This is a genomic window from Gluconobacter japonicus (genome assembly GCF_015244665.1).
GTDB classification, from domain to species: domain Bacteria; phylum Pseudomonadota; class Alphaproteobacteria; order Acetobacterales; family Acetobacteraceae; genus Gluconobacter; species Gluconobacter japonicus.
Map to the genome: position 1 here is coordinate 374,192 of NZ_JABCQN010000002.1, position 22,854 is coordinate 397,045.

Genomic DNA, 22,854 nt, shown 5'->3' on the forward strand with positions numbered 1-22,854 from the left:
GAGAAAGCTCCACCGATGTCTTCTTTTCGTATGATCCTTCCCGCCCTTCTGGTCGCAACCTGCCTGTCTTCTTCAGGAGCGTTGGCGGCACCGCTCAACCAGAGCGTCACGTCTGATGATCTGTCTTATACCACGCTGCCAGAAGGGGGTGTCATCTCCAGCATGAGTGGTGATGTGCAGATCCAGACCTCCAATGGCCCTCTCTCCATTCGTGGGGTGAGTGGCGATATCAAAATATTAAAAAACGAGGGACCAACCTCTCTGACGACAGTGAGTGGCGATGCCCAGATTGATCAGGGCCTTGGGGCTGTGCAGATCAAGACTGTCAGCGGAGACATTTCCGTCGCCCATGCGGCAGGTGGAGCGGCCCTTATGACAGTCAGTGGCGACACGCAGTTGGGCGGGGCTGCAGGGGATGTGACGGCTAAAAGCACCAGTGGAGATCAGGACGTCACGCTGGTTTCTACTGGAAGCGCACGGAAGATCATTCTTGAAACCGTCTCAGGCGACGTGACACTTCATCTGCCGCATGATTTTGGCGGCACGTTCGATATTACGCTTCGTCAGAGCCGTCAGCAAAGCGCTGTTCCACTAGAGCAGTCTCTCGGTCTGACTGTACAGTTTGGTCCTTGGGAGAAGCAGGGTTTGCTATTCAGCGAAAGCAGGAGAATCACAGCAACCGGTACTGTTGGAAATGGTCGGGACCATGTCACGATCCAGAGTGTTTCCGGGAAGGTGCGAATTCTTCAGGACTGATCCTGCCATCCCAGACGCTTCAGCGCCTCCGCCATAGCAGGGGGTGGTGGAGCAATGGCTTCCAGGTCGCCTTCTGGCAAAGTGACCTGCAGACTGCGTGCCAGAAGGTGCAGGCCGTTTGCATTGCTTTTGCCATACACCCAATCACCGACGATCGGTGTGCCAAGAGATGCACAATGAATTCGGGCCTGATGCGTTCGGCCAGTGAGAAGCTCCAGTTCCAGCCAACTCCGCCCCTCTGCGCGACCAAGAACGCGCCAGCGGGTTATTGCGGCATCGCCTTTCGGATTCACGATCATCCGCCATCCTGATGGATTGGACTCGCGCAAAAGGGAGGCGGAAATTTCGCCCTCATCTTCCGTTGGTGTGCCGTCAACAACGGTCCAGTAAAGTTTTCGAACCTGCCTGTTCTGAAAGGCTGCCTGTGCTTCGAGCAGCGCGGTTTTGCGGCGTGCGACCAGGAGGCAGCCCGACGTATCCGCATCCAGTCGATGGGCCAGCCATGGACCACCGCGCGGATGCGTGACCAGGCGTGTTTCAACGGAATCCTGCGTTGATGGACCGGGATGAACCGCCAACCCCGCGGGCTTGTTCAGAACCAGAAAGCGTGGCGTTTCCAGCAGGACCGGAAGATCCTGCCCCAGATAGAAAAGGCCTCGTGGGGCAGGGGAGGGGGCCGCGTCCTGTCTGACAGGCCGCTGGCGCCGTCGATCAGTCTTCATGGGAAGACGGACGACGGGCCAGAATTTCGCGTTTGCCCACATGGTTGGCCGGCCCGATGATGCCTTCCTTTTCCATCTGGTCGATCAGCTTCGCGGCACGGTTATACCCAATCGACAGATGACGCTGGATGAAGCTGGTTGAGGCGCGGCCTTCGGTCATGACGATATCCACAGCCTGCTCGAACAGGCTGCCTTCTCCGTCGCCACCGCTTCCGCCGCCGCCCATGCTTCCGCCGGACGAGCCGCCTTCCTCATCTTCACCAGACACCACATCGTCATTGTAGATCGGGTCGCCCTTGGAGCGCAGATCCGCCACGACTTCTTCGACTTCCTCATCCGCCACAAACGGACCGTGGACACGCGTGATGCGGCCACCACCCTGCATGAATAGCATGTCACCCTGGCCCAGAAGCTGCTCGGCGCCCTGTTCCTGAAGAATGGTGCGACTGTCGAACTTGCTGATGACCTGGAAGGAAATACGGGTTGGGAAGTTGGCCTTGATGGTCCCGGTGATGACGTCAACGGATGGACGCTGCGTTGCCATGATGACGTGAATACCAGCGGCACGGGCTTTCTGAGCCAGTCGCTGCACGGCGGTCTCGATTTCCTTGCCTGCGACCATCATCAGGTCGGCCATTTCGTCGATGACGACGACGATATACGGCAGGTTTTCCAGCGGGACCTGCTGTTCATCGAAGACGGGTTTGCCCGTTTCAGGGTCAAAGCCGGTCTGCACGCGACGCGTGACCATCTCGCCGGAGGCCCGAAGCTGGCTGACGCGTTCATTGTAGCCGTTGATGTTACGGACCTGAAGCTGTGCCATCAGACGATAACGGCGGTCCATTTCCTGTACCGTCCATTTGAGGGCGCTGACGGCCTTGGTTGGCTCCGTCACAACTGGGGTCAGAAGATGCGGAATGCCGTCATAGATCGACAGTTCCAGAATCTTCGGATCAATCATGATCAGGCGGCACTCTTCCGGGCTGAGGCGGTAGAGCAGTGACAGGATCATTGCGTTCACGCCGACCGACTTACCGGAGCCTGTCGTACCAGCCACCAGAAGATGCGGCATCTTGGCCAGATCCGTATAGACCGGCACGCCTGCAATATCCTTGCCGAGCGCAATCTGAAGGCGGCCCGTTCCGTTGGTCCATTCCGGCGTCAGCAGGAGTTCGGAGAAGTAAACGGTTTCGCGCTTGGCGTTCGGGACTTCGATACCAATGACATTACGTCCCGGTACAGTCGCGATACGGACGCTCAGCACGGACAGGGAGCGTGCTACGTCATCCGCAAGACCGATAACGCGGGACGAGCGGATGCCGGGAGCGGGCTCCAGTTCGTACAGGGTGACGACCGGGCCCGCATGAATGTCTCCGATTGTGCCCTGAACACCATAGTCAGCCAGCACACTTTCCAGAAGGCGCGCATTGGATTGCAGCGTTTCCTGTGAAGGACCTGTCGTTGCGTGGGCCGGTGGCGGGTTCAGCAGCGACAGGGGAGGCAGGACCCAACCCGTCGCGGCAGGAGTGCGGGCCGGCATGGGGCGTGTCACCGGTTGAGGCTGTGCCGGGCGCTCCGGGCGGCGCATCCCGAACAGGCTGCGGCGCTGTTCGGGCTCCGGCTCAGGGGGCTCGATGCTGCTCTGTGGAACATCATCTTCCGCATCGTCTTCAACATGCGAGCGCTGGATCGTCTGAACATTCCGCTGTCGTGCAATCTGCGCCAGCCGTTCTGCATAGGGGTTGGACGGCGCCTCTTCTTCTTCCGCCAACTGTGGAGCAGGGGCGGCTGGTTCCTTACGCAGTGCCGTAGGGTGCTCGTACGGGTCTTCCGTCGTCTCCATAGGGGGCTGCATCCACCCTGTATTTTGCGGCACGAACGGAGATGGGCGCGTTCGCGGATCGCTCTTTCCAAAGCTTCGACGCAGGAAGGAAAGCGGGGCTGCATCAGGAGCTGGCACGCCTCCCGCACTACCGGGTTGAAATTCGTACTGGCGCGGATCAGGTGCCGGGCGATCAGAAGTCTGCGGGCCATTCATGCGGCGTGCCAGACGCACGGGCTGACGGGCCAGAAGCGCTGCACCCTGACCCATGGCGCGCCACTCGCGCCACTGAAGCCCCATGGCCAGCGGCATCAGAATGCCCATCAACAGCAGAACCAGAAACACAGCCAGTGCGCTTCCGGCGGACCCGGCTTCGGCATGGGCTGCATCCAGAAGGCGGTGAGCAAAGGAAACGCCCATCTCGCCCCCAAGACCAGCCGCCGTGGGCCATGCGACTTCAAGTCCCGGAATGAGCAACTGAAGCGTACCAATAAAGGTCGCTCCCGCTGGAAGCAGCAGGAGAGCCGCCGCGATGCGGAGGATTGGCGCGCTCATGCCGTGATGGCGGACCATGCGCCACGCCCAAGCCAGCAGAACAACAATCGGCAGACCACTACCCAAGCCAAGCCACTGCACCAGACCATCGGAAATGGTTGCGCCCGTACGGCCAAGAAGGTTTGTGGGTTCCGTACCTGTCGAGGTGTTGAAGGACGGATCGTGCGGATTGAAGCTCCACAGCGCGATGCCGATAGCCACTGCTGCGATCAGGAACCCAAGACCCAGCAACTCCAGCAGACGCGCGTTCAGCGCGCTCCGGAGTTTGGGTGTCATGTGACGGTCGTGTGCCTCACGGACAATGTTGCGCACTGTGCTGGTCGATCGGCTGAACACGGCCAAGTCTCGTCACCCCGTCGGTTTTTTGAATTACGGCTTTCAGATTACGTCTGAATTATACCTGACAGGCCACTGAATACAGTAGGAAAATTAAGGAACAGTGGAGGAATGTCGCCAGATTGTCACCTTCGCCGCGCCGAATTTCCGGATTGAAAGCGGTTCGGCCGGAAGTGTGGGTGAAAAGTGTTCGGAAGGTGGCACAAACGGGGCAAAATCTTCGGTCGCACCTGTCTCGGCAACGATCAGCGCTCCTTCGGCAATCCAGCCGTTTCGGGCCAGTGCGCGCAGACCCGATTCGACCAGCGTTTTCCCGTAAGGCGGATCAAGAAAGATCAGCGTGTGAGGCTCCGCGGCTTTTGGCGGATGCGTAACGCTGCAACTCAATACGCGTGAACGGTCACGGGCCCGGCAGATATCCAGATTGGTGCGCAGGGCATTCAGCGCGTTGCGGTCCCGCTCGATGAAGGCCGCACGCTGTGCTCCACGGGACAGAGCTTCCAGGCCGAGTGCGCCTGTTCCAGCATATCCATCCAGCACGATGGCATGTTCCAGCTCTTCCTGACCGTACCATGGCGCATGGGCCAGCATGTCGAAAATGGCCTGACGCGTCCGGTCCGAGGTTGGGCGTGTCCGCTCGCCGGTTGGGGCTACGAGCGCGCGGCCCTTGTTCTCTCCGCCAACAATCCGCATGGATCAGCGGGTCCGCTTACGGGTAGGGGCAGGCAGGTCGGGGATCTGCTCACGCAGCGTCTTGCCGTTCACTTCCTCAAGCTCACGCGCTTTCAGGGAACCAAGCTGGAATGGTCCGTAAGACAGACGGATCAAACGGCTCACATGCAGGTTCAGGCCCTGCATCACACGACGGATCTCACGGTTCTTGCCTTCACGCAGAGAGACTGTCAGCCAGGAGTTATCGCCCTTTTTGGAATCCAGTTCCGCTTCGATGGAGCCGTATTTCACGCCCTCATATTCAAAGCCGTTCACCAGCGATGCCAGACGCTTCTCATCCACCACGCCAAACACGCGGACACGGTAACGGCGCACCCAGGCATTGCCTGGCAGCTCCAGACGGCGGGCCAGTTCGCCGTCATTGGTCAGCAGCAGAAGCCCTTCGGAGTTGATATCCAGCCGGCCAACACTGATGACGCGGGGCATACCTTCGGGAAGGGAATCAAAAACCGTCTTGCGTTCCTGCGGATCACGATGCGTGGTCAGGAGGCCGTCCGGCTTGTGATAACGCCACAGGCGGGTGCGCTCCGGGTTATCCACGGGCTTGCCATCCACCAGCACAATGTCGCCCGGCTGAACAAAGGTCGCCGGATGCGTGACGGGCTGCCCACCAAGCTTGATGCGATTGTCTTCAATCATGCGTTCCACATCCCGGCGACTTGCTACGCCAGCGCGGGCCAGGAACTTGGCAATGCGTTCGCCTCTTGGTGCGTCGGATGTTTCTTCAGGGGTCGGGGTAAAATCTTCGGTCATCGTGCTGCTGCCTCCACCAGCGCCGCATACAGGCGACGGTCGCCGGGGTCGAGGGTGAATTCGGGATGCCATTGTACACCAATGGCGAATTTCGGGTCGTCCAGTTCAATCGCTTCGATCACACCATCCGGTGCGAGAGCCGAAATCCGTGCCTCACCAGAGCTGCGGACGGCCTGATGGTGGGAAGAGTTTACCATCATTGTGGGCATGCCGACAATTTCCGCTAATCGGGTGTCTGGCACGATGGACACGGCATGGCCCGGTTCGTGTCGTGGATTGGGCTGTTCGTGTTCCAGCTCCGGCGGAAGATGCTGGATCAGCGTGCCACCCGCGTTTACGGCCATCAGTTGCATGCCTCCACAGATCCCGAGGATGGGAATATCCCGTTTCAATGCGGCCCGCAGGAGCGCGAGTTCCGCCGATGTCCGGGCGGGGCGCGGGCTCGTCAGGGGATGAGGGTCTTCGTTATAAAGCGCGGGATCAACGTCAAAAGCCCCACCCGTAATGACCAGCGCATCCAGCCGCGCCACCATGGCTTCAGCATCGGCCGTGTAGCCCAGGCAGACCGGTAATCCGCCAGCCTCACTGAGAGCCGTCAGGTAATTTTCGCGCAGCGCGTGAAAAGGATAACGCGAGAATTTTCCGTCGCCGCCGGGCTCATGATCCAGTGTCAGGCCGATGAGGGGGGCAGAATTCTGAAAGCGGGATGGACGTGACAGGGTCATGCACCGCATCATCGCATCATGATTCAGGCCGATACAAGCCGCGCCATGCAGATGGCGCTTGATGCAGCGGATGAGGCTGCCCGTCATGGAGAGGTACCCGTGGGAGCTGTCGTGCTTGATGCGGAGGGAAAGATTCTCGCCGTGGCCCGTAATCGTGTGGAAGAACTCCATGATGGGTCAGCGCATGCTGAACTCCTGGCCATGCGGGAAGCCGCGCGGAAACTTGGGTCCCCTCGGCTGACCGGATGCACATTGGTCGTCACACTGGAGCCATGCCCGATGTGTGCGGGGGCGATCGTACATTTCCGCTGCGAGCGTGTGGTGTTCGGGGCTTACGATCCCAAAGGTGGTGGCGTGGATCATGGCCCTCGCCTGTTTGAACGTCCGAATTGTCTGCATCGGCCGGAAGTCATTGGTGGCGTACGGGAACGGGAGGCGGCGGAGCAACTCCGGGCTTTTTTTCGGCGTCTCAGGAGAGCGTAACAAACAAAGACTTACGGATGTTTCACGTCCCGGTCAGCTTGGTGAACGGGAACACAGTTCATAGTCTGACGTATAACGACCGAACCGTTCCTCTGTAACAATCGGGACTGACATGACCACACGTTTCCGCGCCTCCCTTGCTGCTCTCGCTGCGACGACCTTTCTGGTTGCCGCTCCCGCCGCCATGGCGGACAATGGGGCCATCAAGCCGCAGACCAACGTTCAGGCGCTGCCAAATTTCGTCACGCTCGTGAAGCAGGTGAAGCCTGCCGTTGTTTCCATCACGGCCCATATCAAGGCCGACGTTGCCGAGCAGGAAGAAAACGGCCCGGGCGGCGACGGCGGCGGCATGCAGGGCTCGCCCTTTCCGTTCCCCTTCCCGTTCCAGATGATGCCGCAGCAACAGCAGCCGAACCGTACGGTCGAAGCTCGCGGGTCCGGCTTTATCATCTCGGCTGATGGCTATGTCGTCACCAACAACCATGTTGTGAATGGCGCCACCAAGGTTACGGTCACACTGGACGATGGCACTACGCTTCAGGCCAAGATCATTGGCCGTGACCCAAAGACGGACGTTGCACTGCTTCGCGTGAAGCCGACCGGCAAGCTGCCGTTCATTGATCTGGGCGATTCTGATGACGTTCAGCCGGGTGAATGGGTTATCGCAGTGGGTAACCCCTATGGTCTGGGCGGAACCGTCACGGCAGGTATCGTCTCCGCTCTGGGGCGTGATCTCCATTCTGGTGCGTATAACGACTTCATTCAGGTTGATGCGCCGATCAATCATGGCAATTCCGGCGGTCCGCTGTTCACACAGGACGGCAAGGTTGTTGGCATCAACTCCATGATTATCTCGCCAAACGGTGGCGGTTCGATTGGTATTGGCTTCGCTATTCCGTCCAACACCGTGAAGTCTGTCGTCGAGCAGCTTGAGAAGACCGGTCACGTCACACGGGGGTATTTCGGCATCGAAGGGCAGGACATTTCCCCGACGATGGCGCAGGCTCTTAACCTGAAGTCTCCGGAACCGGGCGCTCCTCCGCATGGAACGCTGGTGGCGTCCGTGTCCAAGGGAAGCCCGGCTGAAAAAGCTGGCATCAAGAGCGGTGACGTGATCCTGACGCTGAATGGTCATCCTGTGAAGAACGGTCATGATCTGGCGGTCAAGGTCGTTGCGATCGCACCGGGCACTGACGCTACGGTCAACCTGCTACGTGATGGTAAACCGATGGACGTGAAGTTCACGGTGGGCAATCTCGCCAATCAGGATCATGGCGGTGATGGCGCGGATAGCAGCCAGTCTGCCGGGGCTGGCAAGCTGGGTGTGTCTCTTGCATCCCTGACGCCGCGTGCCCGTCAGGAACTGGGCCTTGATGACAGTGTTCAGGGCGCGGTTGTCGCGGATGTGGCGCAGGGCTCGCCTGCTGACCAGTCAGGTATTCGTCCGGGTGACATCATCGTGGGCGTTGGAAACCACATTACACCAACACCCAAGGCCGTTGTGGCGCAGGTTAAGGAGGCTCTGAGCCGCAAGCAGCCGCCACTTCTGCGGATCCTGCGCGATGGCCAGCAACTCTTCGTCGCAGTCTCGCCAGATGGCTCCGATGACAGCAGTTCGGACGACGCACCGTAAGATCCCAGCCTGATCTGATAGCGCCAAGGCGGAGAGATGATGTCTCTCCGCCTTTTTCATGCCTGCTTTACGGAGCGAAGTAAGAGTTCTGTAACTGGACAGACCTGTCTGGATAAGTTTTTGTGATCCGCTGAAGCGTTCGTGCGTTACGGTCGCTTAAAACGCGGATCTGTCTAAGGATTTTTAGATCAATGGCCAATATCAGCCCACTCGCCGGGAAAACGCTCGATCAGTCACAACTGACGGACATACCGGCTCTGGTAGCCGCCTATTACGATCGCAAGCCGGACGTCTCCATCCCGACTCAGCGTGTTTCGTTCGGGACTTCAGGTCATCGTGGCTCCTCGTTCCATACGAGCTTCAATGAAGGGCATATCCTCGCCATCTGCGAAGCCATCTGCCGTTATCGCAAGGCAGAAGGCATTGATGGCCCGCTCTTCATCGGCATTGACTCGCACGCTCTGTCCGCTCCGGCACAGCGCTCCGCCATTGAAGTCTTCGCCGCGCATGGCCTTGACGTCCGCATCGACCAGAACGACGGCTACACGCCCACCCCTGTCATTTCCCACGCCATTCTGACCTACAACAAAGGCCGCACGACCGGTCTGGCCGATGGTGTGGTTGTCACGCCGTCCCATAACCCGCCGACGGATGGTGGCTTCAAGTATAATCCGACAAATGGTGGTCCGGCGGATACAGCCGTGACGAAAGCCATTCAGGACATGGCGAATGAGCTGCTAGTGGATGGCCTGAAGGACGTAAAGCGCCTGCCTTACGACGAAGCCAGAAACGTACCGTCCATCAAGCGTTATGATTACGTCACGCCGTATGTGGCCGATCTGGAAAACGTCATCGACATGGCGGCCATCCGTGATGCGGGCGTGAAGATTGGTATTGATCCGCTGGGTGGCGCTGCTGTTGGTTACTGGAAGCCCATCGTTGAGAAGTACGGCCTGAACGCTACGATCGTGAGCGACGTTGTGGACCCGCAGTTTGCGTTCATGACGGCAGACTGGGACGGTCAGATCCGTATGGACTGCTCTTCGCCCTACGCCATGGCGCGACTTATCAAGATGGGCGAGGAGTTTGACGTCGCGTTCGCCAATGACACGGACGCAGACCGTCACGGCATCGTTGCCATGCCGGATGGCCTGATGAACCCGAACCACTATCTGGCGGTGGCTGTGTCGTATCTGTTCCAGAACCGCCCGGACTGGAAGCCGGATCTTGGTGTCGGCAAGACGCTGGTGAGCAGTGGTCTGATCGACCGTGTTGTTGCGGATATGGGCCGCAAGCTGGTCGAAGTGCCGGTTGGCCTGAAATGGTTCGTGCCGGGCCTGATGGATGGCTCGCTGGGCTTTGGCGGTGAGGAAAGCGCAGGCGCGACCTTCCTGCGTCGTGATGGTTCTGTCTGGACGACCGACAAGGATGGCCTCATTCTCGGCCTTCTTGCGGCGGAAATCACCGCCAAGACGGGCAAGAACCCGAGCCAGCATTACCATGAGATCATCGCCCGTCTCGGAACGCCGTATTATGCGCGGATCGACGCGGCAGCGAACCCGGAGCAGAAGGCCAAGCTCAGCAAGCTGGCGCCGGAGCAGTTCCCGCTTGAAGAACTTGCCGGCGATAAGATCATTGCCAAGCTGACGAAGGCACCGGGCAATGGCGCTGTGATCGGCGGTCTGAAGGTTGTGACGGAAAACGGCTGGTTCGCAGCCCGTCCGTCCGGCACGGAAGATGTTTACAAGATCTATGCCGAGAGCTTCAAAAGCCCAGAGCACCTGAAGGCCATTCAGGACGAGGCGCAGGCCGCGATTTCGAGGGTCTTCGCATCGTAACGCTGAAGCATTTCTGCTGAAAAGCAGTCGGGCCCGTCATTCACCGAATGGGAATGACGGGCTATTTTCTATGGCGTTTTAACCGGCCAGACTGCGCTTCAGGCGGGCAAGTGCGCCGGGAAGACCGCGAACTGTCAGAATCCTGCCCGTTTCGTCATGATCTTCTGACAGGACACGGGCACTCTCATAGATTTCGCCAATCAGGCCCTGTTTTGCATAGGGCAGCACCAGAACGTCTTCCACCATGTCTGCCTCGAAGAACGCAATCAGCGTTTCCCGCAGGGCGCTCACATCTTCCGGGCGATGTGCGGACAGCGGAATGGCATCCGGGTGTTTTTCCAGAAGCTCGGCCCGTCTGACCTCATCAATGCGATCCATTTTGTTCAGAACAAGTCGGGAAGGGACCACATCCGCGCCGATTTCGTGCAGAACGCTGCGGCTGACCTCAAGCTGCGCTTCGTATGTTGGGTCCGACGCATCCACGACGAACAGCAGCAAGGAGGCTTCCAGTGCTTCGGACAGCGTGGAGCGGAAGGATGCAACCAGATCATGCGGAAGCTGCTTGATGAAGCCCACCGTGTCTGAAATCAGAATACGGGGCCGTGTTTCCGGCTGGAGCGTGCGGACAGTCGTGTCGAGGGTCGCAAACAGCTTGTCCTGAACGAGAACCTGACTGCCTGTCAGGGCCCGCATCAGCGAAGATTTGCCTGCATTGGTATAGCCGACGAGCGCAACGCGAAGCTGGTCTTTTCTGGCAGAACGCCGATGATCGCTGTCCCGTTGCACGGCTTCAAGCTGGGTTTTGAGTTCGGCCAGCCGGTCCCGAATCTTGCGGCGGTCCAGGGAGAGGTTGCTTTCACCGGCGCCTGGTCCCTGCTGCCTGCCGCCGCCATTCGATGACTCCCGCAGGCGTGGCGCGACATAACGCAGGCGTGCCATCTCGACCTGAAGCTTTGCCTCACGGGTGTTGGCATGACGGTGGAAAATCTCAACGATGACGCCCGTTCGATCCAGCACCTGCGCGCCGGTCGCCCGCTCCAGATTGCGGATCTGGCTGGGGGTCAGCTCATGATCGACGATGACGAACTCAGGACGGCGGAGATCGTCCGTCTCTTCCTCAGCGTCTTCATGAGAGCTTGCCGCACCTTCAAACCGTTTCCGCGCTTTCGTCATCGGTGTTTTGACGATGGGCGTGATGATCCCCCGACCACCCGTGATGTCGGCCAGTTCTTCCAACTTGCCAGCGCCCAGAAGGGAGGCCGAGCCAGTGCCTTCCCGCTTCTGCGAGACAGAGCCGACAACCTCGTATCCAAGCGTTTTGACCAGTCGCCCCAGCTCTTCAAGGCTTGCCTCATGGGCGATGTCATCGACGTCTGGAGTCTGGATGCCGACAAGGACGGCGAGCGGGGTAGGGGATGCGGTTTCCATCCGGCAGCTCATAGCATGAATTCCGGCAGTGACGCGCTAATCCTGCAGGGCTGCGCGGGATGCCACCAAACCTGCTTTATGGACGTCATCAAGAGGCGGCAGAAAGAGAAAGTGGCTGCATTTTCCTGAGGAAGCGTGTTGTCTGGCCGTAGTCCCTGCGGCATGAGGGGGCACACTCAGAAACTCTCCTTCGCTGTCAGCAGGTCTTCCAGATGTCAGAACACACTCCTATCGGTCTCGAAAACGAGACCCGAGCCGTCAAGGCGCTCACTCATTCCGGCAATTTCCATGCTGATGAAACGCTGGGCTACGCCATCCTGCATTATGCGCTGGCACCAGAAGGCGATCTGCGTGGACGTGTTCTCGGAGAGGCTGGCACGGACCGTCTGACATTTGTGCGCACCCGCTCGCCAGACCGTATCGCTGGAGCGGATATCGTCTTCGATGTAGGTGGCATCTTTGACCCGACCAAAGGTCGCTACGATCACCACATGAAGGACAAGCCGCTGCGTGAAGACGGAACGCCGTATAGCGCTGCTGGTCTGCTGTGGAAGGACTACGGGCTCGCTGCGGTCCGCAATATCGTCAAAACGCCGGTGGATGAGGCAACCCTGACCGCCATCTGGCAGTCTCTGGACAAGTCCCTGATCATCCCGGTGGATCAGGACGACAATGGCGTTGCCAAGATGGGCAAGCTGTCGCTGGCCGATATCGTGTCAGCCTGTAGCCCGCCTTGGGATACAGCCGAACTTTATGGTGCGGAAGAAGCCAAAAAGCAGGAATCTCTCGGCTTTGCGAACGCTGCCACGGCTGTTGCGGCGCATCTGGTCAACATGGTGGATCGCGTTCGCGCCAGCCTGAAGGCTGCCAATCGTGTCGTGGAAGCTTACGAAGCTGCGGAAGACAAGCGCATCCTGCTTATGGAAACGGGAATGCCGACCGAGAAGGTTATTTTCGAGCGTGATCTTCCGGTTGTGTATGTCGTGTCACCCGCGGGGCCGGAGCAGTGGAATGTGAAGGCCATTCCGCCCGTGCGCGGGGATTTCGGTCAGCGGGTTTCCCTGCCGGAGGCCTGGGGTGGTCTGGAAAAGAAGGCACTGGCCGAGATTTCCGGCGTGCCGGACGCAGTTTTCGCTCACCCGGCCCGTTTCATCTGTGGGGCAGGGAGCCGTGAAGGGGCCCTGAAGATGGCGCGTCTGGCGTTGGAGATTGATGCATCTCTCAAGGCTGGCAACTGATTGAAAGGGTTAATCCGGGATTTGACCGGATCAACCATTCTGCTCAGGCAGCGATTTCGGCCAGAAGCGCGTCTACGTCTTCCGGGCGTGTGTAATAGCTGGTCACCAGACGGATCAGTGTGCCGGAAACCCCTTCCGGCGTCGGCCACCGGTAAAAACCGTACCCTGCCTCTTCCAGATCCTTCAGAAGAAGATCTGGAAGAATGACGAACACTTCGTTGCTCTGCCGTTCATAAGGCATTTGGGCTGCGGCATGACGGCGCAGCCCGTCTACGAGCCGTTGCGCCATATCGTTGGCATGGGCGGCATTCTTCAGCCAGACATCGTTCTGCAAGAGTGCCAGAAGCTGGGCGCTCAGGAAGCGATGTTTGGACCACAGATTTCCGCTACGCTTGATGCGCCGCAGGAAGTTTTTTACTAGCGGTCGGGTGCGGTCATTGAGGAAAAATACCACGGCTTCGGCGGCCATGGCGCCTGCTTTGGTGCCCCCGAAGCTGAGAACGTCCACACCCGCTTTCCACGTTCCTTCCGCCGGGGTGCAGTCCAGATGGGCGAGGGCATTGCCCAGACGGGCCCCATCCAGATGTACCGTGAGATCATGGTCATGTGCGATGCGGGACAGTTTGGCCAGAGTATCCGTGCTGTAAACGGTACCCCATTCATTGGCCTGCGTCAGGGACAGGGCCTGAATGACGGGGCTGAGAATTCCGCTTTCCGCATTGCTTTTGAGAGCAGGCGTCAATGTCGCCGGGTCCATTCGTCCTTCGGCAGAGGGAATGCAGACGAGCTTGGCCCCATGTGTATAAAATTCGGGCGCGCCACCTTCATCGGTATTGATATGCGCGCTTTCATCACACAGGACGGCACCATAAGGGGAAACAAGTGCTGACAGGGCCACACTGTTAGCGGCTGTTCCTGTAGCGATCGGGAAAACAGCGACCTCGGTTTCAAAAACTTCCCCGAACCGTTCGTTCAGGGAACGGGTCAGATCGTCTTCTCCATAGGACCCGACACTCCCTTCATTGGCCGCGATCAGGGCGACCATGACTTCAGGGCAGATCGGTGTGACATTGTCACTGGCGAAGTTCTTGCGTATTTCCTCGGACACGAAACCATCCTTTTTCCTGCGCACAACGCGGGCTGGCGTAAAGCGTAACTGAAACCGCAGCCTGTTGTCATCCGGAGAGCCCATGAGCACGTTTCCCCCTGAACTGGCCGGCAAACTCATTGATGGCAAAGGTATTGCCCGGTCCCTGACAGATCGCGTTGGCCGTGAAGTGTCCAGCTTCATCGAACAGGGCAATACCCTCCCAGGTCTCGCCGTTGTGCTGGTCGGAAACGATCCGGCATCGGAAGTCTATGTGAAGAACAAGGCTATCCAGACGCATCGCGCCGGAATGCGGTCCTTCATGCACATGCTTCCGCAGAGCACGTCGCAGGGGGAGTTGCTGGATTTAATTGCGCAACTGAATGCCAACCCGCAGATCCATGGCATTCTCGTGCAGCTTCCGTTGCCGCCGCAGATCGATCCGGTTGTAGTGACGAATGCCATTGCTCCTCACAAGGATGTGGACGGTCTGGGGGAAGTGAACGCAGGTCGTTTGTCGCTAGGCATTGAGGGCATCGTTCCCTGCACACCGCTTGGCTGCCTGATGCTGCTTCAGTCCGTGCACAAAGGCATGACGGGCATGAATGCAGTCGTCATCGGGGCGTCCAGCCTGGTGGGTAAGCCCATGGCGCAGCTTCTTCTGAAAGAGAACTGCACGGTTTCGATCGCCCATATCCATACACGCAATACGCGCGAACTGGCCCGTGAAGCGGACATTCTCGTCGTTGCGACAGGCAAGCATGGTCTTGTCCGCGGGGACTGGATCAAGCCGGGTGCGACCGTGATCGACGTGGGCATCACGCGTATTCCGACCCCTGAAGGCAAGACACGCCTTGTGGGAGACGTCGCGTTTGAAGAAGCGCTTCCCATCGCTGGGCATATTACGCCTGTTCCGGGCGGTGTAGGTCCGATGACCATTGCCTGCCTGCTGCACAACACACTTCAGGCCGCCCGCGCATCGCAGGGTTTGGGAAAGGGTAACGTTTTCTGATGCGCGTTTCCGTTGAACTTGTTCCACGCTCGGAAGATGCGTTGTTTGAAGATGTGTCGGTGGTCCGCAAGGTGCTGCCATCAGTTGATCTGCTGAATATTCCGGACCTGCTCCGGTTTGATCTGCGCAGTGATGATGCCGCAGCGCGCGTCAATCGGGCGTCTGGTCTGGACGTTATCCCGCATATCCGCGCCATCGACATTGCCCCCGGTGCGCCGCTACCGGGCGCTGACCGACCGGAACTGAAAGCAGTTCTCGTTGTCGCAGGTGATCCGCTCCCTGCCGGAAGCGATCGGGTGGCTTATCCAAACACGTCTGCACAGATTATCGAACGGTATCGTCGCGAAGCACCGCATCTGGATGTCTATGCGGTCTTCGATCCTTATCGACGTGCCCCCTGGCAGGAACTGGAAGACGTTGCGCGCAAGAAAGATGCAGGTGCCTGCGGGTTCTTCACGCAGCCCCTGTTTGATCTGCACATGCTTCAGTTGTCCATGGACTGGTTGCGTGATGACACGGTGTTCTGGGGAGTTTCACCCGTTCTGGGTGAACGGTCCCGCCGATATTGGGAACGCGTTAACCATGTCGTGTTCCCGAAAGACTATGATGACACGCTGGAAGGCAACATTCATCTCGCCCGCCAGATGCTGACGCTGGTGCGCGAAAAGAATGACAATACTTATCTGATGCCTCTGAAAGTTGATCTTGCGTCCTATCTGGGTGGACTGAGTGATATTATAACGGGGTAAGAACTAACGAGAGCGGAGATCATAGCCCGGATGCACGCACGCCTTTTCCTCTTGCCGCTTTTGGGAGGCGTGCTGGTTCCAGCCGCTCTTTCCGCTAAAACCCTCTCTGATCCAGCTCCAGTCTTTGCCCCGCTCACCCTGCCAGACGCTCCGAATGTCTATCGGTCGGGCTCCGGTCTGCCGGGTCCGCAATACTGGCAGAACCGCACGGACTATACGATTCGATCCCGGATCGATACGCAGGCGCATGTCCTGCATGGTTCAGAAACCATCACCTACACAAACAATAGTCCCGAAGCTCTGGACGTCCTGTGGGTTCAGCTTGACCAGAACATTTACCGGCAAGATGCTCGCGGCTCGTTTGCCGGCAGGTTTTCGTCCGGCGGACATACATCCGGGATGGAAATCGAGCATGTATCGATTGTGCAGGGTGGACGCGAAGTCGACGTGACACCGCTGGTATCCGATACCCGCATGCAGCTTCGTTTGCCCCGGATGCTGGACTCCCACGGCGTCGCGTTCGTCAAGATCGACTGGCATTACACCATCCCAGGCGAATGGGGTGGCCGCACGGCTGTCACGCCGTCCCGCGAAGGTGAAATCTATGAAATCGCCCAGTGGTATCCGCGGCTGAGCGTTTATGATGATCGTGCGGGATGGAACACGCTGCCATATCTGGGGCAGGAGTTTTATTTAGAATATGGGAACTTCGATTACTCGGTTACGGTGCCATGGAACTTCACGCTTGTCGGGTCAGGTGCTCTTCTGAACCCTGAGCAGACGCTGACTGCTACAGAACGCTCCCGTCTGGCTCAGGCTGCACAAAGTGACAGTCGTGTCATGATCCGCACCATTGATGACGTTACGGACCCGAAGAGTCATCTGAAGCAGTCCGGCGAAGTGACCTGGCATTATGTCATGCGCAACAGCCGCGATGTGGCTTTTACGGCCTCTCCCGCGTTTCTGTGGGACGCCGCCCGCATCAACCTTCCGCCCGTCGTGCCTTGGGCGAATTATCATGCAGTTCCGCGTCTGGCGATGTCCGTCTATCCGCGTGAAGGTATTGGTCCGCATGGCTGGGATCGTTCGACGGATTATGTGAAACACGCCATCGAGTACTTTTCGTCCCAATGGTATGAATATCCTTGGCCGAACGCCATCAATCTTGGTGGTCACGGTGCAGGTATGGAATATCCGGGCATCGTGTTTGATGGCATGAGCGACCGTGACCCGCAGCTCTTTTGGATCACGACGCACGAGCTGGGTCATGACTGGTTCCCGATGATCGTCGGGTCTGATGAGCGCCGGAATCCGTTCATGGATGAAGGTTTCAATACTTTCATTGACGCTTACGCCTCAGATCATTTTCATAATGGTGAGTTTGCGCCCAAGCGTGACCCCGAGTTTGCACCGAAAACGGGTAACCCTGCGCAGGATATTGTTCCTGTCCTGACAGATCCGGGGGCGCCCAACCTGATGACGGGTGCTGACGAAATTTCCGAGAAATACCGCCACAGCGTGACGTATTTCAAAGGCGCATATGGTCTGAAACTGCTGCGCGAGCAGATTTTGGGGCCAGTGCGCTTCGATGCGGCCTTTCGTCGATATATTGCTGTCTGGGCTTACCATCATCCGTCACCGTCAGATTTCTTCCGCCTGATGAGCAGCGAAGCAGGCGAGGATCTCTCCTGGTTCTGGCGTGGATGGTATTTCACCAATGCGGCCCCAGATTATGCTGTAGGGGCGGTTGAACAGCATGGAAATGATCCCGTATCCGTTCAGGTCTTCAACTACGGAACCTTGCCTCTTCCGGTTGTTCTGCGTGTTGAATATCAGGATGGTACAGTGGTGGACCGTCGTATCCCGACGGAAGCATGGCGCCAGACCAGCGATCTCAAGGTGACGTTTGAACCGCACGGTGCGGTGAAGGCCATAACACTGGATCCGGATCACGTTATTCCGGACATCGACCGGGCTGATAACCGGAAGTGAAGTTTGACAGGCCCTGATGTGGTAAGCGTATCAGGGCCACAATAAAGAAACCCCCTTCGTCAAATGGCGAAGGGGGTTTCTTTACAAAAGTGCTTGGATCGTTCAGCCAACCATTTGAATGGCCATATGCCTTTCGGTAGGGACAGGGGCTCCGTAAGGAGTGGCCGTCATTGGTGTTGGGGCCGAGAGACCTTCAATCATGTCCTCGTTAATGTCGATCAGTGCCTTGAGAGACGTGTCCGAATTCAGAGCTACGTTGGCGTAGCGCATGGACCAGGTGCCAACAGTTGTCAGGTCCTTGCGCAGGATCTCGTCCAGAGGGCAATCAACGCGCTGCACGCCTTGCAACAGAATTCCCCAAAGCTTGAGGTTTGCAGAGAGGGCAGACTGCCGGTCAGAGTGAGTCTTGGCTTTGGAAAGCAGATCGTTGACGTGTCTGAACGCCATGGCTTCCACTTCACGGGGAGGCAGATAAGTGCCGGACTGGTTCTGGTACTGTGACATGCCATAGGTCACGAAAAGAGGCTCCTTTTCAAAAGGACGGTTTCAGATGTTTCCCGGTGAGAGAACTGAATGCATCCGGAAAACGTCTGAAGCAGTCCGAAGAGGGGCATCGGAAGGACCGATGCCCCACCATCATCAGCCGCGGAAGAGCGACATGATGTTGGAAGACTGCGAGTTCGCAATCGACAGGGACTGGATGGCCAGCTGCTGCTTCGTCTGTAGGGAGGTCAGCTTGGCGCTTTCCGCTGCAAGGTCAGCGTCCGTCAGAGCGCCAACGCCGGTCGTCAGGGCGTCGGACAGGGTGCTGTTGGACGTCTGAAGCTGTGTAACGGTGTTGGAGGCCACACCGATGCTGGAAGAAATACGGCTCATCTTGTTGATGGCGCCTGTTACCGCCAGCTGAACGACATCCGTGCCGGAGGTCGTGGCAACAGTGGAGGTTCCCGTGGCGTTTGTCAGGCTGACAGACGGCGTGGTTGCCGTTGCGTCTGCTGCGTCGAGGTTGCCACCAGCAATCGTCAGGGTGCCATCATTGGCCATCTGGGCACCATAACCAGCGTTACCAAGAGCTGTTACCAGCGTGGAGAGCTGATCGTTCTTCGTGGTGGTGGAAGACGCGCCGGAGACGTCAACATCGACAACCTGCGTCAGCGTCTTGGCATTGCCGTTGGCATCCAGATCACCAACCTTGGCGATGTTGTAGGTCATGTTGCCGCTGGCATCAGCCTTGGCTGTAATGCTGTCGCCATTGGTCAGAGAATAAGTTGTCGTGCCGTCAGAAGCCGTCTTGGACGTGGCGCCAGTAATGGTCAGTGCTCCGTTGGAGCCGACGGTTACCGAGGTCGTGTTATCTGTGAGGCCTGCTGCGATGGCAGTTCCAATGGATGTTGCGGCGCCATTCGTGGCATCACCCGGCTTGGAATCAAGCACGAAAGATGTCGTGATGGCAGGGTTGGAAGCGGTTGCATTTGCGCTGTCGGCGGAAGACTGGTTCTTCAGAGTCAGCGTCGTAGCGGTCGCACCTGTGCCAGCCAGCGCCGTGATGCCGCTCGTGGAAATCGTGACGCCCTTCATGTCCGTGCTCAGGCCCTGAAGGCCCAGACCCGTCGACGTGGCGTCAGCACCGTTCAGCGTGAACAGGTTGCCGTTGATGTCCTGCGCTGCGGAAATCTGCGTGTACTTGACGCTGTTGCTGGTAGAACCGGACAGCAGGTTCACGCCCTGGAAGGTGGAGTTCGACGTGGCGACGTCGATCTGGGACAGGTAGCTCGTGAGCTGGGAGTTCAGCGTGTCCTGGTTCTCGCCGTTGTTGGCAGCATTCGTGACCGTTTCGGACATGCTGCTCAGGACGTCAGAGATAGAGGATGCCTGTTTCGTGGCGGTGCTGAGCACCTGACCAGCGAACTGAAGACCCGTGGAGACGCCGGACAGAGCCGAGATCTGGGAGTTCATCGTCTGGGAAATGGCGTAGATGGCCGGGCTGTCAGAAGCGGAGCTGACGCTCTTGCCTGTGGAGACAGCATTCTGCGTCTTGCTCAGCTGGTCCGTCGTCTGGTTCAGGACCTGAAGAGCCGACATGGCGGCTGTATTTGTATTGATGGACATGGACATCGAGATATTCTCCGTCGGTGCAGTTTTGCCCCTTCACGATAGTCTTTGAATGGTTAAGGGAACCTGAATCTGCATCGTTAAAAAACGATGACGAGGTCTGACGGGAAAATGGCAAACAACCGGTAAATTTCATGCAGTTCTTGCATTTTATGCATAAGAACGAAATAAGAACATGGCATGAAGAAATCTCTGTCCGAACGTCTCGCGATTCTGTCCGATGCCGCGAAGTATGATGCGTCCTGTGCATCCAGTGGTTCCACGCGCCGGGACTCTGCCAAAACGGGTGGTCTTGGGTCCACAACCGGTAACGGAATCTGCCATGCTTATACGCCAGACGGCCGCTGCATTTCGCTTCTCAAAATCCTGCTGACCAACTTCTGTGTGTATGATTGCGCCTATTGCATCAATCGGTCCTCCTCAAACGTGGAACGTGCCCGCTTCACTCCGGACGAGGTGATCTGGCTGACGTTGGAGTTCTATCGGCGCAATTGTATCGAGGGTCTGTTCCTGTCCTCGGGAATCATTCAGTCCTCCGATCACACCATGGAACAGCTTGTTCAGGTCGCGCGTGATCTACGATTGAAGCATGGGTTCCGGGGATATATTCATCTCAAAACTATTCCGGATGCGTCTCCCAAGCTTTTGGAAGAAGCAGGTCTTTACGCAGATCGCCTTTCCATCAATGTCGAGATGCCGACAGAAACGGGCCTCAAGAATTATGCGCCTGAAAAGGATGCAGGCGGCATCCGTCGCGCTATGGGGGACATGCGACTCAAGATCGATGCGGCAAAGGAAAAAACGCACACTGGTCGACGGGCAGCGCGGTTTTCACCCGGCGGTCAGAGCACCCAGATGATTATCGGAGCCGATGCTGCGACGGATCGGGACGTTCTGGCCAGCAGTTCCGGTCTGTATGGCTCTTACGGATTGCGCCGGGTGTATTACTCGGCGTTCAGTCCTATTCCGGACGCATCCGCCATTCTACCGGTTCGTAGTCCTCCGCTTCAGCGCGAGCATCGGCTTTATCAGGCCGACTGGTTGTTTCGGTTCTATGGTTTTGAGTTTGGGGAACTGACGGCATTCCGGCCCGGTGGAATGCTGGATCTGGAAATCGACCCAAAGCTTGCCTGGGCTTTGGATAACCGTGCGCAGTTTCCTGTGGATTTGAATCGGGCTTCCAAAGAAATGCTGCTCCGGGTGCCCGGTCTAGGTGTGAAAACCGTTCAGGCTCTTCTGATGGCGCGGAAGCACAGGGCAATCCGTCTGGAAGACCTGGCGCGCCTGAACGTGTCTATTAAAAAGGTGCGCCCGTTTGTGAAGGCAATCGGATGGAGTCCGGCGCGCCTGACAGATCGACAGGATTTGCGAACTCTTTTTCTGCCCGCGCCGCAGCAGATGAGCCTTCTCTGATGTCTGTTGTTGTTACTCTGGCAGACACCAGCGCGTTCGAACCCTGGCGGCAGACTGCGCGGGCTGCCCTCCAGCGTGATGTTCCTCCTGAACAGATTGTCTGGCGGTTGCAGGGGAAGGACGCAGATCTTTTCTCTTGTGCGGAGACGACGTCTTTTGCAGGAGAGATCAAGCGGGACGTCAGGTTGAAAGCCGCCAATCTGCCTGTTCTGAAAGATGTCCTGTGCCATTCAAGCCCGGAGCGGTTCGCGCTGGCGTATCGCCTGCTCTGGCGTTTGCAGGAGGATCCGGATCTTCTGTCCGTTCCCACTGACCCGGACGTGGGTCAGGCCCGGCGCATGGTGCAACAGGTTCGCCGGGCCGCGCATAAAATGACAGCATTTGTCCGTTTCCGGGAGCAGGACCCAACCGAAAACGGTCGACGACGATTCCTGTCATGGTTTGAGCCGGATCATCATGTTCTGGAGAAAGTCTCGTCCTTTTTTGCCAAGCGTTTTGCGGACATGGACTGGCTTATCCTGACGCCGAGAGGTTCCATAAGTTGGGATGGCACCACGCTGAACTGTTCGTTCAAGCCGTGTGAAAAGCAGGCTCTTGAGGATGATGTCGAACAGTTGTGGCAGACCTATTATGCCTCGACTTTCAATCCGGCCCGTGTTCGCACAAAAGCCATGCGAAATGAGATGCCACGCCGGTACTGGAAGAATCTGCCAGAAGCCGCCCTGATTCCTCAGCTCGTGGCGGAAGCTGAAAAGCGTGTTGCGGAAATGGCTGCGAGAGAAGCGTTGCCTGCGCCAAAATTTCATCAAGTCATTCAGGCTAGACAGAGTGCTATCACCATTCAGGCCCATGTTCCCGGGAGTATGACGGAGCTTGCACAGGATATTCGGGACTGCCGGGCCTGTTCTTTGCAGTGTCACGCTACACAGGCAGTGGTGGGAGAAGGGCCGGAAACGGCGAAGGTGATGATTGTAGGGGAGCAGCCTGGAGATCAGGAAGATCTGGCAGGTCGTCCGTTCGTGGGACCAGCCGGGCAGCTTCTAATGGGATGTCTGGAAGAAGCCGGCGTCGCCCGCGAGGCGCTTTACCTGACGAATGCCGTCAAGCATTTCCGATTTATGGTCAACGGTCGACGACGCATCCACCAGGCACCTGGGGTCGAGCATATTTCTGCCTGTCAGCCATGGCTCAAGCGGGAAATTGCCCTGGTGAAGCCGAGACTGATTGTCTCACTTGGGGCAACGGCTCTGCGAGCGGTGAGTGGTCCCTCAGATCGGTTGAAAGACGTGCGTGGTATCTTGCGACAGCATGCAGGCGAGGGGTGGGCGCATCTCACTCTGGCCCACCCTTCGTGGATTCTCCGTCTCGGACCGACAGACCAGGCGGAGCGGGAGCGTCAGGCCCTGATTGTCGGACTGAGTAAGATCAGGGGTGTTCTCTGAGAAAGGCACATTGTCAGAGGATTGCG

At 58.1% G+C, this 22,854-nt stretch carries 19 protein-coding genes; 10 read left to right on the plus strand and 9 right to left on the minus strand.

Annotation, left to right across the window (positions count from 1 at the left end; translation table 11 throughout):
* Positions 1-15: 15 nt before the first annotated feature.
* Positions 16-756, plus strand: a complete 741-nt coding sequence (locus tag HKD32_RS05170) for a DUF4097 family beta strand repeat-containing protein (RefSeq protein ID WP_061929885.1) — start codon at positions 16-18, stop codon at positions 754-756.
* Here the strand turns inward: HKD32_RS05170 and HKD32_RS05175 are convergent.
* From HKD32_RS05175 to HKD32_RS05195, 5 genes are all read right to left on the minus strand, one after another.
* On the minus strand, positions 747-1,478 hold the full coding sequence (locus HKD32_RS05175) for an RluA family pseudouridine synthase (RefSeq protein ID WP_194257628.1): 732 nt from the start codon (positions 1,476-1,478) through the stop codon (positions 747-749). The two genes, HKD32_RS05170 and HKD32_RS05175, sit on opposite strands and share 10 nt — an antisense overlap.
* Entirely contained in the window at positions 1,468-4,167 is a 2,700-nt protein-coding gene (locus HKD32_RS05180) for a DNA translocase FtsK 4TM domain-containing protein (RefSeq protein ID WP_194257740.1), read from the minus strand. Before HKD32_RS05180 ends, HKD32_RS05175 begins: the two co-directional genes overlap by 11 nt.
* Before the next feature lie 117 nt (positions 4,168-4,284).
* Positions 4,285-4,884: a 16S rRNA (guanine(966)-N(2))-methyltransferase RsmD gene (gene rsmD, locus HKD32_RS05185; RefSeq protein ID WP_194257629.1), complete on the minus strand. Its 600-nt coding sequence runs from the start codon at positions 4,882-4,884 to the stop codon at positions 4,285-4,287.
* Positions 4,885-4,887: 3 nt separating this feature from the next.
* Positions 4,888-5,676 (minus strand): pseudouridine synthase, encoded by a 789-nt coding sequence (locus HKD32_RS05190; RefSeq protein ID WP_010503516.1) that lies wholly within the window; start codon positions 5,674-5,676, stop codon positions 4,888-4,890.
* Entirely contained in the window at positions 5,673-6,413 is a 741-nt protein-coding gene (locus HKD32_RS05195) for a gamma-glutamyl-gamma-aminobutyrate hydrolase family protein (RefSeq protein ID WP_194257630.1), read from the minus strand. The genes HKD32_RS05190 and HKD32_RS05195 overlap by 4 nt, the downstream gene beginning before the upstream one ends.
* A gap of 6 nt (positions 6,414-6,419) precedes the next feature.
* Between HKD32_RS05195 and HKD32_RS05200 the strand changes: the two genes are divergently transcribed.
* The 3 genes from HKD32_RS05200 (at position 6,420) to pgm (ending at position 10,355) form a co-directional block, all read left to right on the plus strand.
* The gene (locus HKD32_RS05200; RefSeq protein WP_061931832.1) at positions 6,420-6,884 is read left to right on the plus strand and encodes a nucleoside deaminase; all 465 of its coding nucleotides are present in this window, start codon (positions 6,420-6,422) and stop codon (positions 6,882-6,884) included.
* A gap of 112 nt (positions 6,885-6,996) precedes the next feature.
* A complete protein-coding gene (locus HKD32_RS05205) occupies positions 6,997-8,517 on the plus strand; it encodes a Do family serine endopeptidase (protein ID WP_061931834.1) in 1,521 nt (506 codons plus the stop codon).
* A gap of 191 nt (positions 8,518-8,708) precedes the next feature.
* A complete protein-coding gene (pgm, locus tag HKD32_RS05210) occupies positions 8,709-10,355 on the plus strand; it encodes a phosphoglucomutase (alpha-D-glucose-1,6-bisphosphate-dependent) (protein ID WP_194257631.1) in 1,647 nt (548 codons plus the stop codon).
* A 78-nt stretch (positions 10,356-10,433) separates the two neighbouring features.
* Here the strand turns inward: pgm and hflX are convergent, their stop codons facing one another.
* A complete protein-coding gene (gene hflX, locus HKD32_RS05215; protein WP_228118782.1) occupies positions 10,434-11,783 on the minus strand; it encodes a GTPase HflX in 1,350 nt (449 codons plus the stop codon).
* 212 nt (positions 11,784-11,995) lie between these two features.
* Here hflX and HKD32_RS05220 point away from each other — a divergent pair, with 212 nt between their 5' ends.
* On the plus strand, positions 11,996-13,021 hold the full coding sequence (locus HKD32_RS05220) for an MYG1 family protein (RefSeq protein WP_194257633.1): 1,026 nt from the start codon (positions 11,996-11,998) through the stop codon (positions 13,019-13,021).
* A 43-nt stretch (positions 13,022-13,064) separates the two neighbouring features.
* Here the strand turns inward: HKD32_RS05220 and HKD32_RS05225 are convergent, their stop codons facing one another.
* A complete protein-coding gene (locus HKD32_RS05225) occupies positions 13,065-14,213 on the minus strand; it encodes a threonine aldolase family protein (protein ID WP_061931841.1) in 1,149 nt (382 codons plus the stop codon).
* Here HKD32_RS05225 and folD point away from each other — a divergent pair.
* Genes folD through HKD32_RS05240 form a run of 3 tightly spaced genes read left to right on the plus strand, consistent with a single transcriptional unit; the run spans position 14,212 to position 17,861 of the window.
* Complete coding sequence (gene folD / locus HKD32_RS05230) at positions 14,212-15,120, plus strand: bifunctional methylenetetrahydrofolate dehydrogenase/methenyltetrahydrofolate cyclohydrolase FolD (protein WP_010503525.1); 909 nt, start codon at positions 14,212-14,214, stop codon at positions 15,118-15,120. The two genes, HKD32_RS05225 and folD, sit on opposite strands and share 2 nt — an antisense overlap.
* Positions 15,120-15,869 (plus strand): methylenetetrahydrofolate reductase, encoded by a 750-nt coding sequence (locus HKD32_RS05235; protein WP_010503526.1) that lies wholly within the window; start codon positions 15,120-15,122, stop codon positions 15,867-15,869. Before folD ends, HKD32_RS05235 begins: the two co-directional genes overlap by 1 nt.
* Before the next feature lie 30 nt (positions 15,870-15,899).
* Positions 15,900-17,861 (plus strand): M1 family metallopeptidase, encoded by a 1,962-nt coding sequence (locus HKD32_RS05240; RefSeq protein WP_194257634.1) that lies wholly within the window; start codon positions 15,900-15,902, stop codon positions 17,859-17,861.
* 102 nt (positions 17,862-17,963) lie between these two features.
* On the opposite strand, the gene HKD32_RS05245 is transcribed toward HKD32_RS05240, so the two are convergent.
* Both HKD32_RS05245 and HKD32_RS05250 read right to left on the minus strand, forming a co-directional pair.
* Positions 17,964-18,377 (minus strand): flagellar biosynthesis regulator FlaF, encoded by a 414-nt coding sequence (locus tag HKD32_RS05245; protein WP_194257635.1) that lies wholly within the window; start codon positions 18,375-18,377, stop codon positions 17,964-17,966.
* A gap of 123 nt (positions 18,378-18,500) precedes the next feature.
* Positions 18,501-19,970: a flagellin gene (locus HKD32_RS05250; protein ID WP_228118783.1), complete on the minus strand. Its 1,470-nt coding sequence runs from the start codon at positions 19,968-19,970 to the stop codon at positions 18,501-18,503.
* Positions 19,971-20,153: 183 nt separating this feature from the next.
* Between HKD32_RS05250 and HKD32_RS05255 the strand changes: the two genes are divergently transcribed.
* A complete protein-coding gene (locus HKD32_RS05255; protein ID WP_194257637.1) occupies positions 20,154-21,386 on the plus strand; it encodes a putative DNA modification/repair radical SAM protein in 1,233 nt (410 codons plus the stop codon).
* Positions 21,386-22,828, plus strand: coding sequence for a UdgX family uracil-DNA binding protein (locus HKD32_RS05260; RefSeq protein ID WP_194257638.1), 1,443 nt, complete (start codon positions 21,386-21,388; stop codon positions 22,826-22,828). The genes HKD32_RS05255 and HKD32_RS05260 overlap by 1 nt, the downstream gene beginning before the upstream one ends.
* Positions 22,829-22,854: the final 26 nt, after the last annotated feature.

Bases quoted from the DNA above. Each gene is read 5' to 3' on its own strand.
- HKD32_RS05170 (WP_061929885.1), top strand. From the start codon at position 16: ATGTCTTCTTTTCGTATGATCCTTCCCGCCCTTCTGGTCGCAACCTGC.
- HKD32_RS05175 (WP_194257628.1), bottom strand. From the start codon at position 1,478: ATGAAGACTGATCGACGGCGCCAGCGGCCTGTCAGACAGGACGCGGCC.
- rsmD (WP_194257629.1), bottom strand. From the start codon at position 4,884: ATGCGGATTGTTGGCGGAGAGAACAAGGGCCGCGCGCTCGTAGCCCCA.
- HKD32_RS05190 (WP_010503516.1), bottom strand. From the start codon at position 5,676: ATGACCGAAGATTTTACCCCGACCCCTGAAGAAACATCCGACGCACCA.
- HKD32_RS05195 (WP_194257630.1), bottom strand. From the start codon at position 6,413: ATGATGCGGTGCATGACCCTGTCACGTCCATCCCGCTTTCAGAATTCT.
- HKD32_RS05200 (WP_061931832.1), top strand. From the start codon at position 6,420: ATGATTCAGGCCGATACAAGCCGCGCCATGCAGATGGCGCTTGATGCA.
- HKD32_RS05205 (WP_061931834.1), top strand. From the start codon at position 6,997: ATGACCACACGTTTCCGCGCCTCCCTTGCTGCTCTCGCTGCGACGACC.
- pgm (WP_194257631.1), top strand. From the start codon at position 8,709: ATGGCCAATATCAGCCCACTCGCCGGGAAAACGCTCGATCAGTCACAA.
- hflX (WP_228118782.1), bottom strand. From the start codon at position 11,783: ATGGAAACCGCATCCCCTACCCCGCTCGCCGTCCTTGTCGGCATCCAG.
- HKD32_RS05220 (WP_194257633.1), top strand. From the start codon at position 11,996: ATGTCAGAACACACTCCTATCGGTCTCGAAAACGAGACCCGAGCCGTC.
- folD (WP_010503525.1), top strand. From the start codon at position 14,212: ATGAGCACGTTTCCCCCTGAACTGGCCGGCAAACTCATTGATGGCAAA.
- HKD32_RS05225 (WP_061931841.1), bottom strand. From the start codon at position 14,213: ATGGGCTCTCCGGATGACAACAGGCTGCGGTTTCAGTTACGCTTTACG.
- HKD32_RS05235 (WP_010503526.1), top strand. From the start codon at position 15,120: ATGCGCGTTTCCGTTGAACTTGTTCCACGCTCGGAAGATGCGTTGTTT.
- HKD32_RS05240 (WP_194257634.1), top strand. From the start codon at position 15,900: ATGCACGCACGCCTTTTCCTCTTGCCGCTTTTGGGAGGCGTGCTGGTT.
- HKD32_RS05250 (WP_228118783.1), bottom strand. From the start codon at position 19,970: ATGTCCATCAATACAAATACAGCCGCCATGTCGGCTCTTCAGGTCCTG.
- HKD32_RS05255 (WP_194257637.1), top strand. From the start codon at position 20,154: ATGAAGAAATCTCTGTCCGAACGTCTCGCGATTCTGTCCGATGCCGCG.
- HKD32_RS05260 (WP_194257638.1), top strand. From the start codon at position 21,386: ATGTCTGTTGTTGTTACTCTGGCAGACACCAGCGCGTTCGAACCCTGG.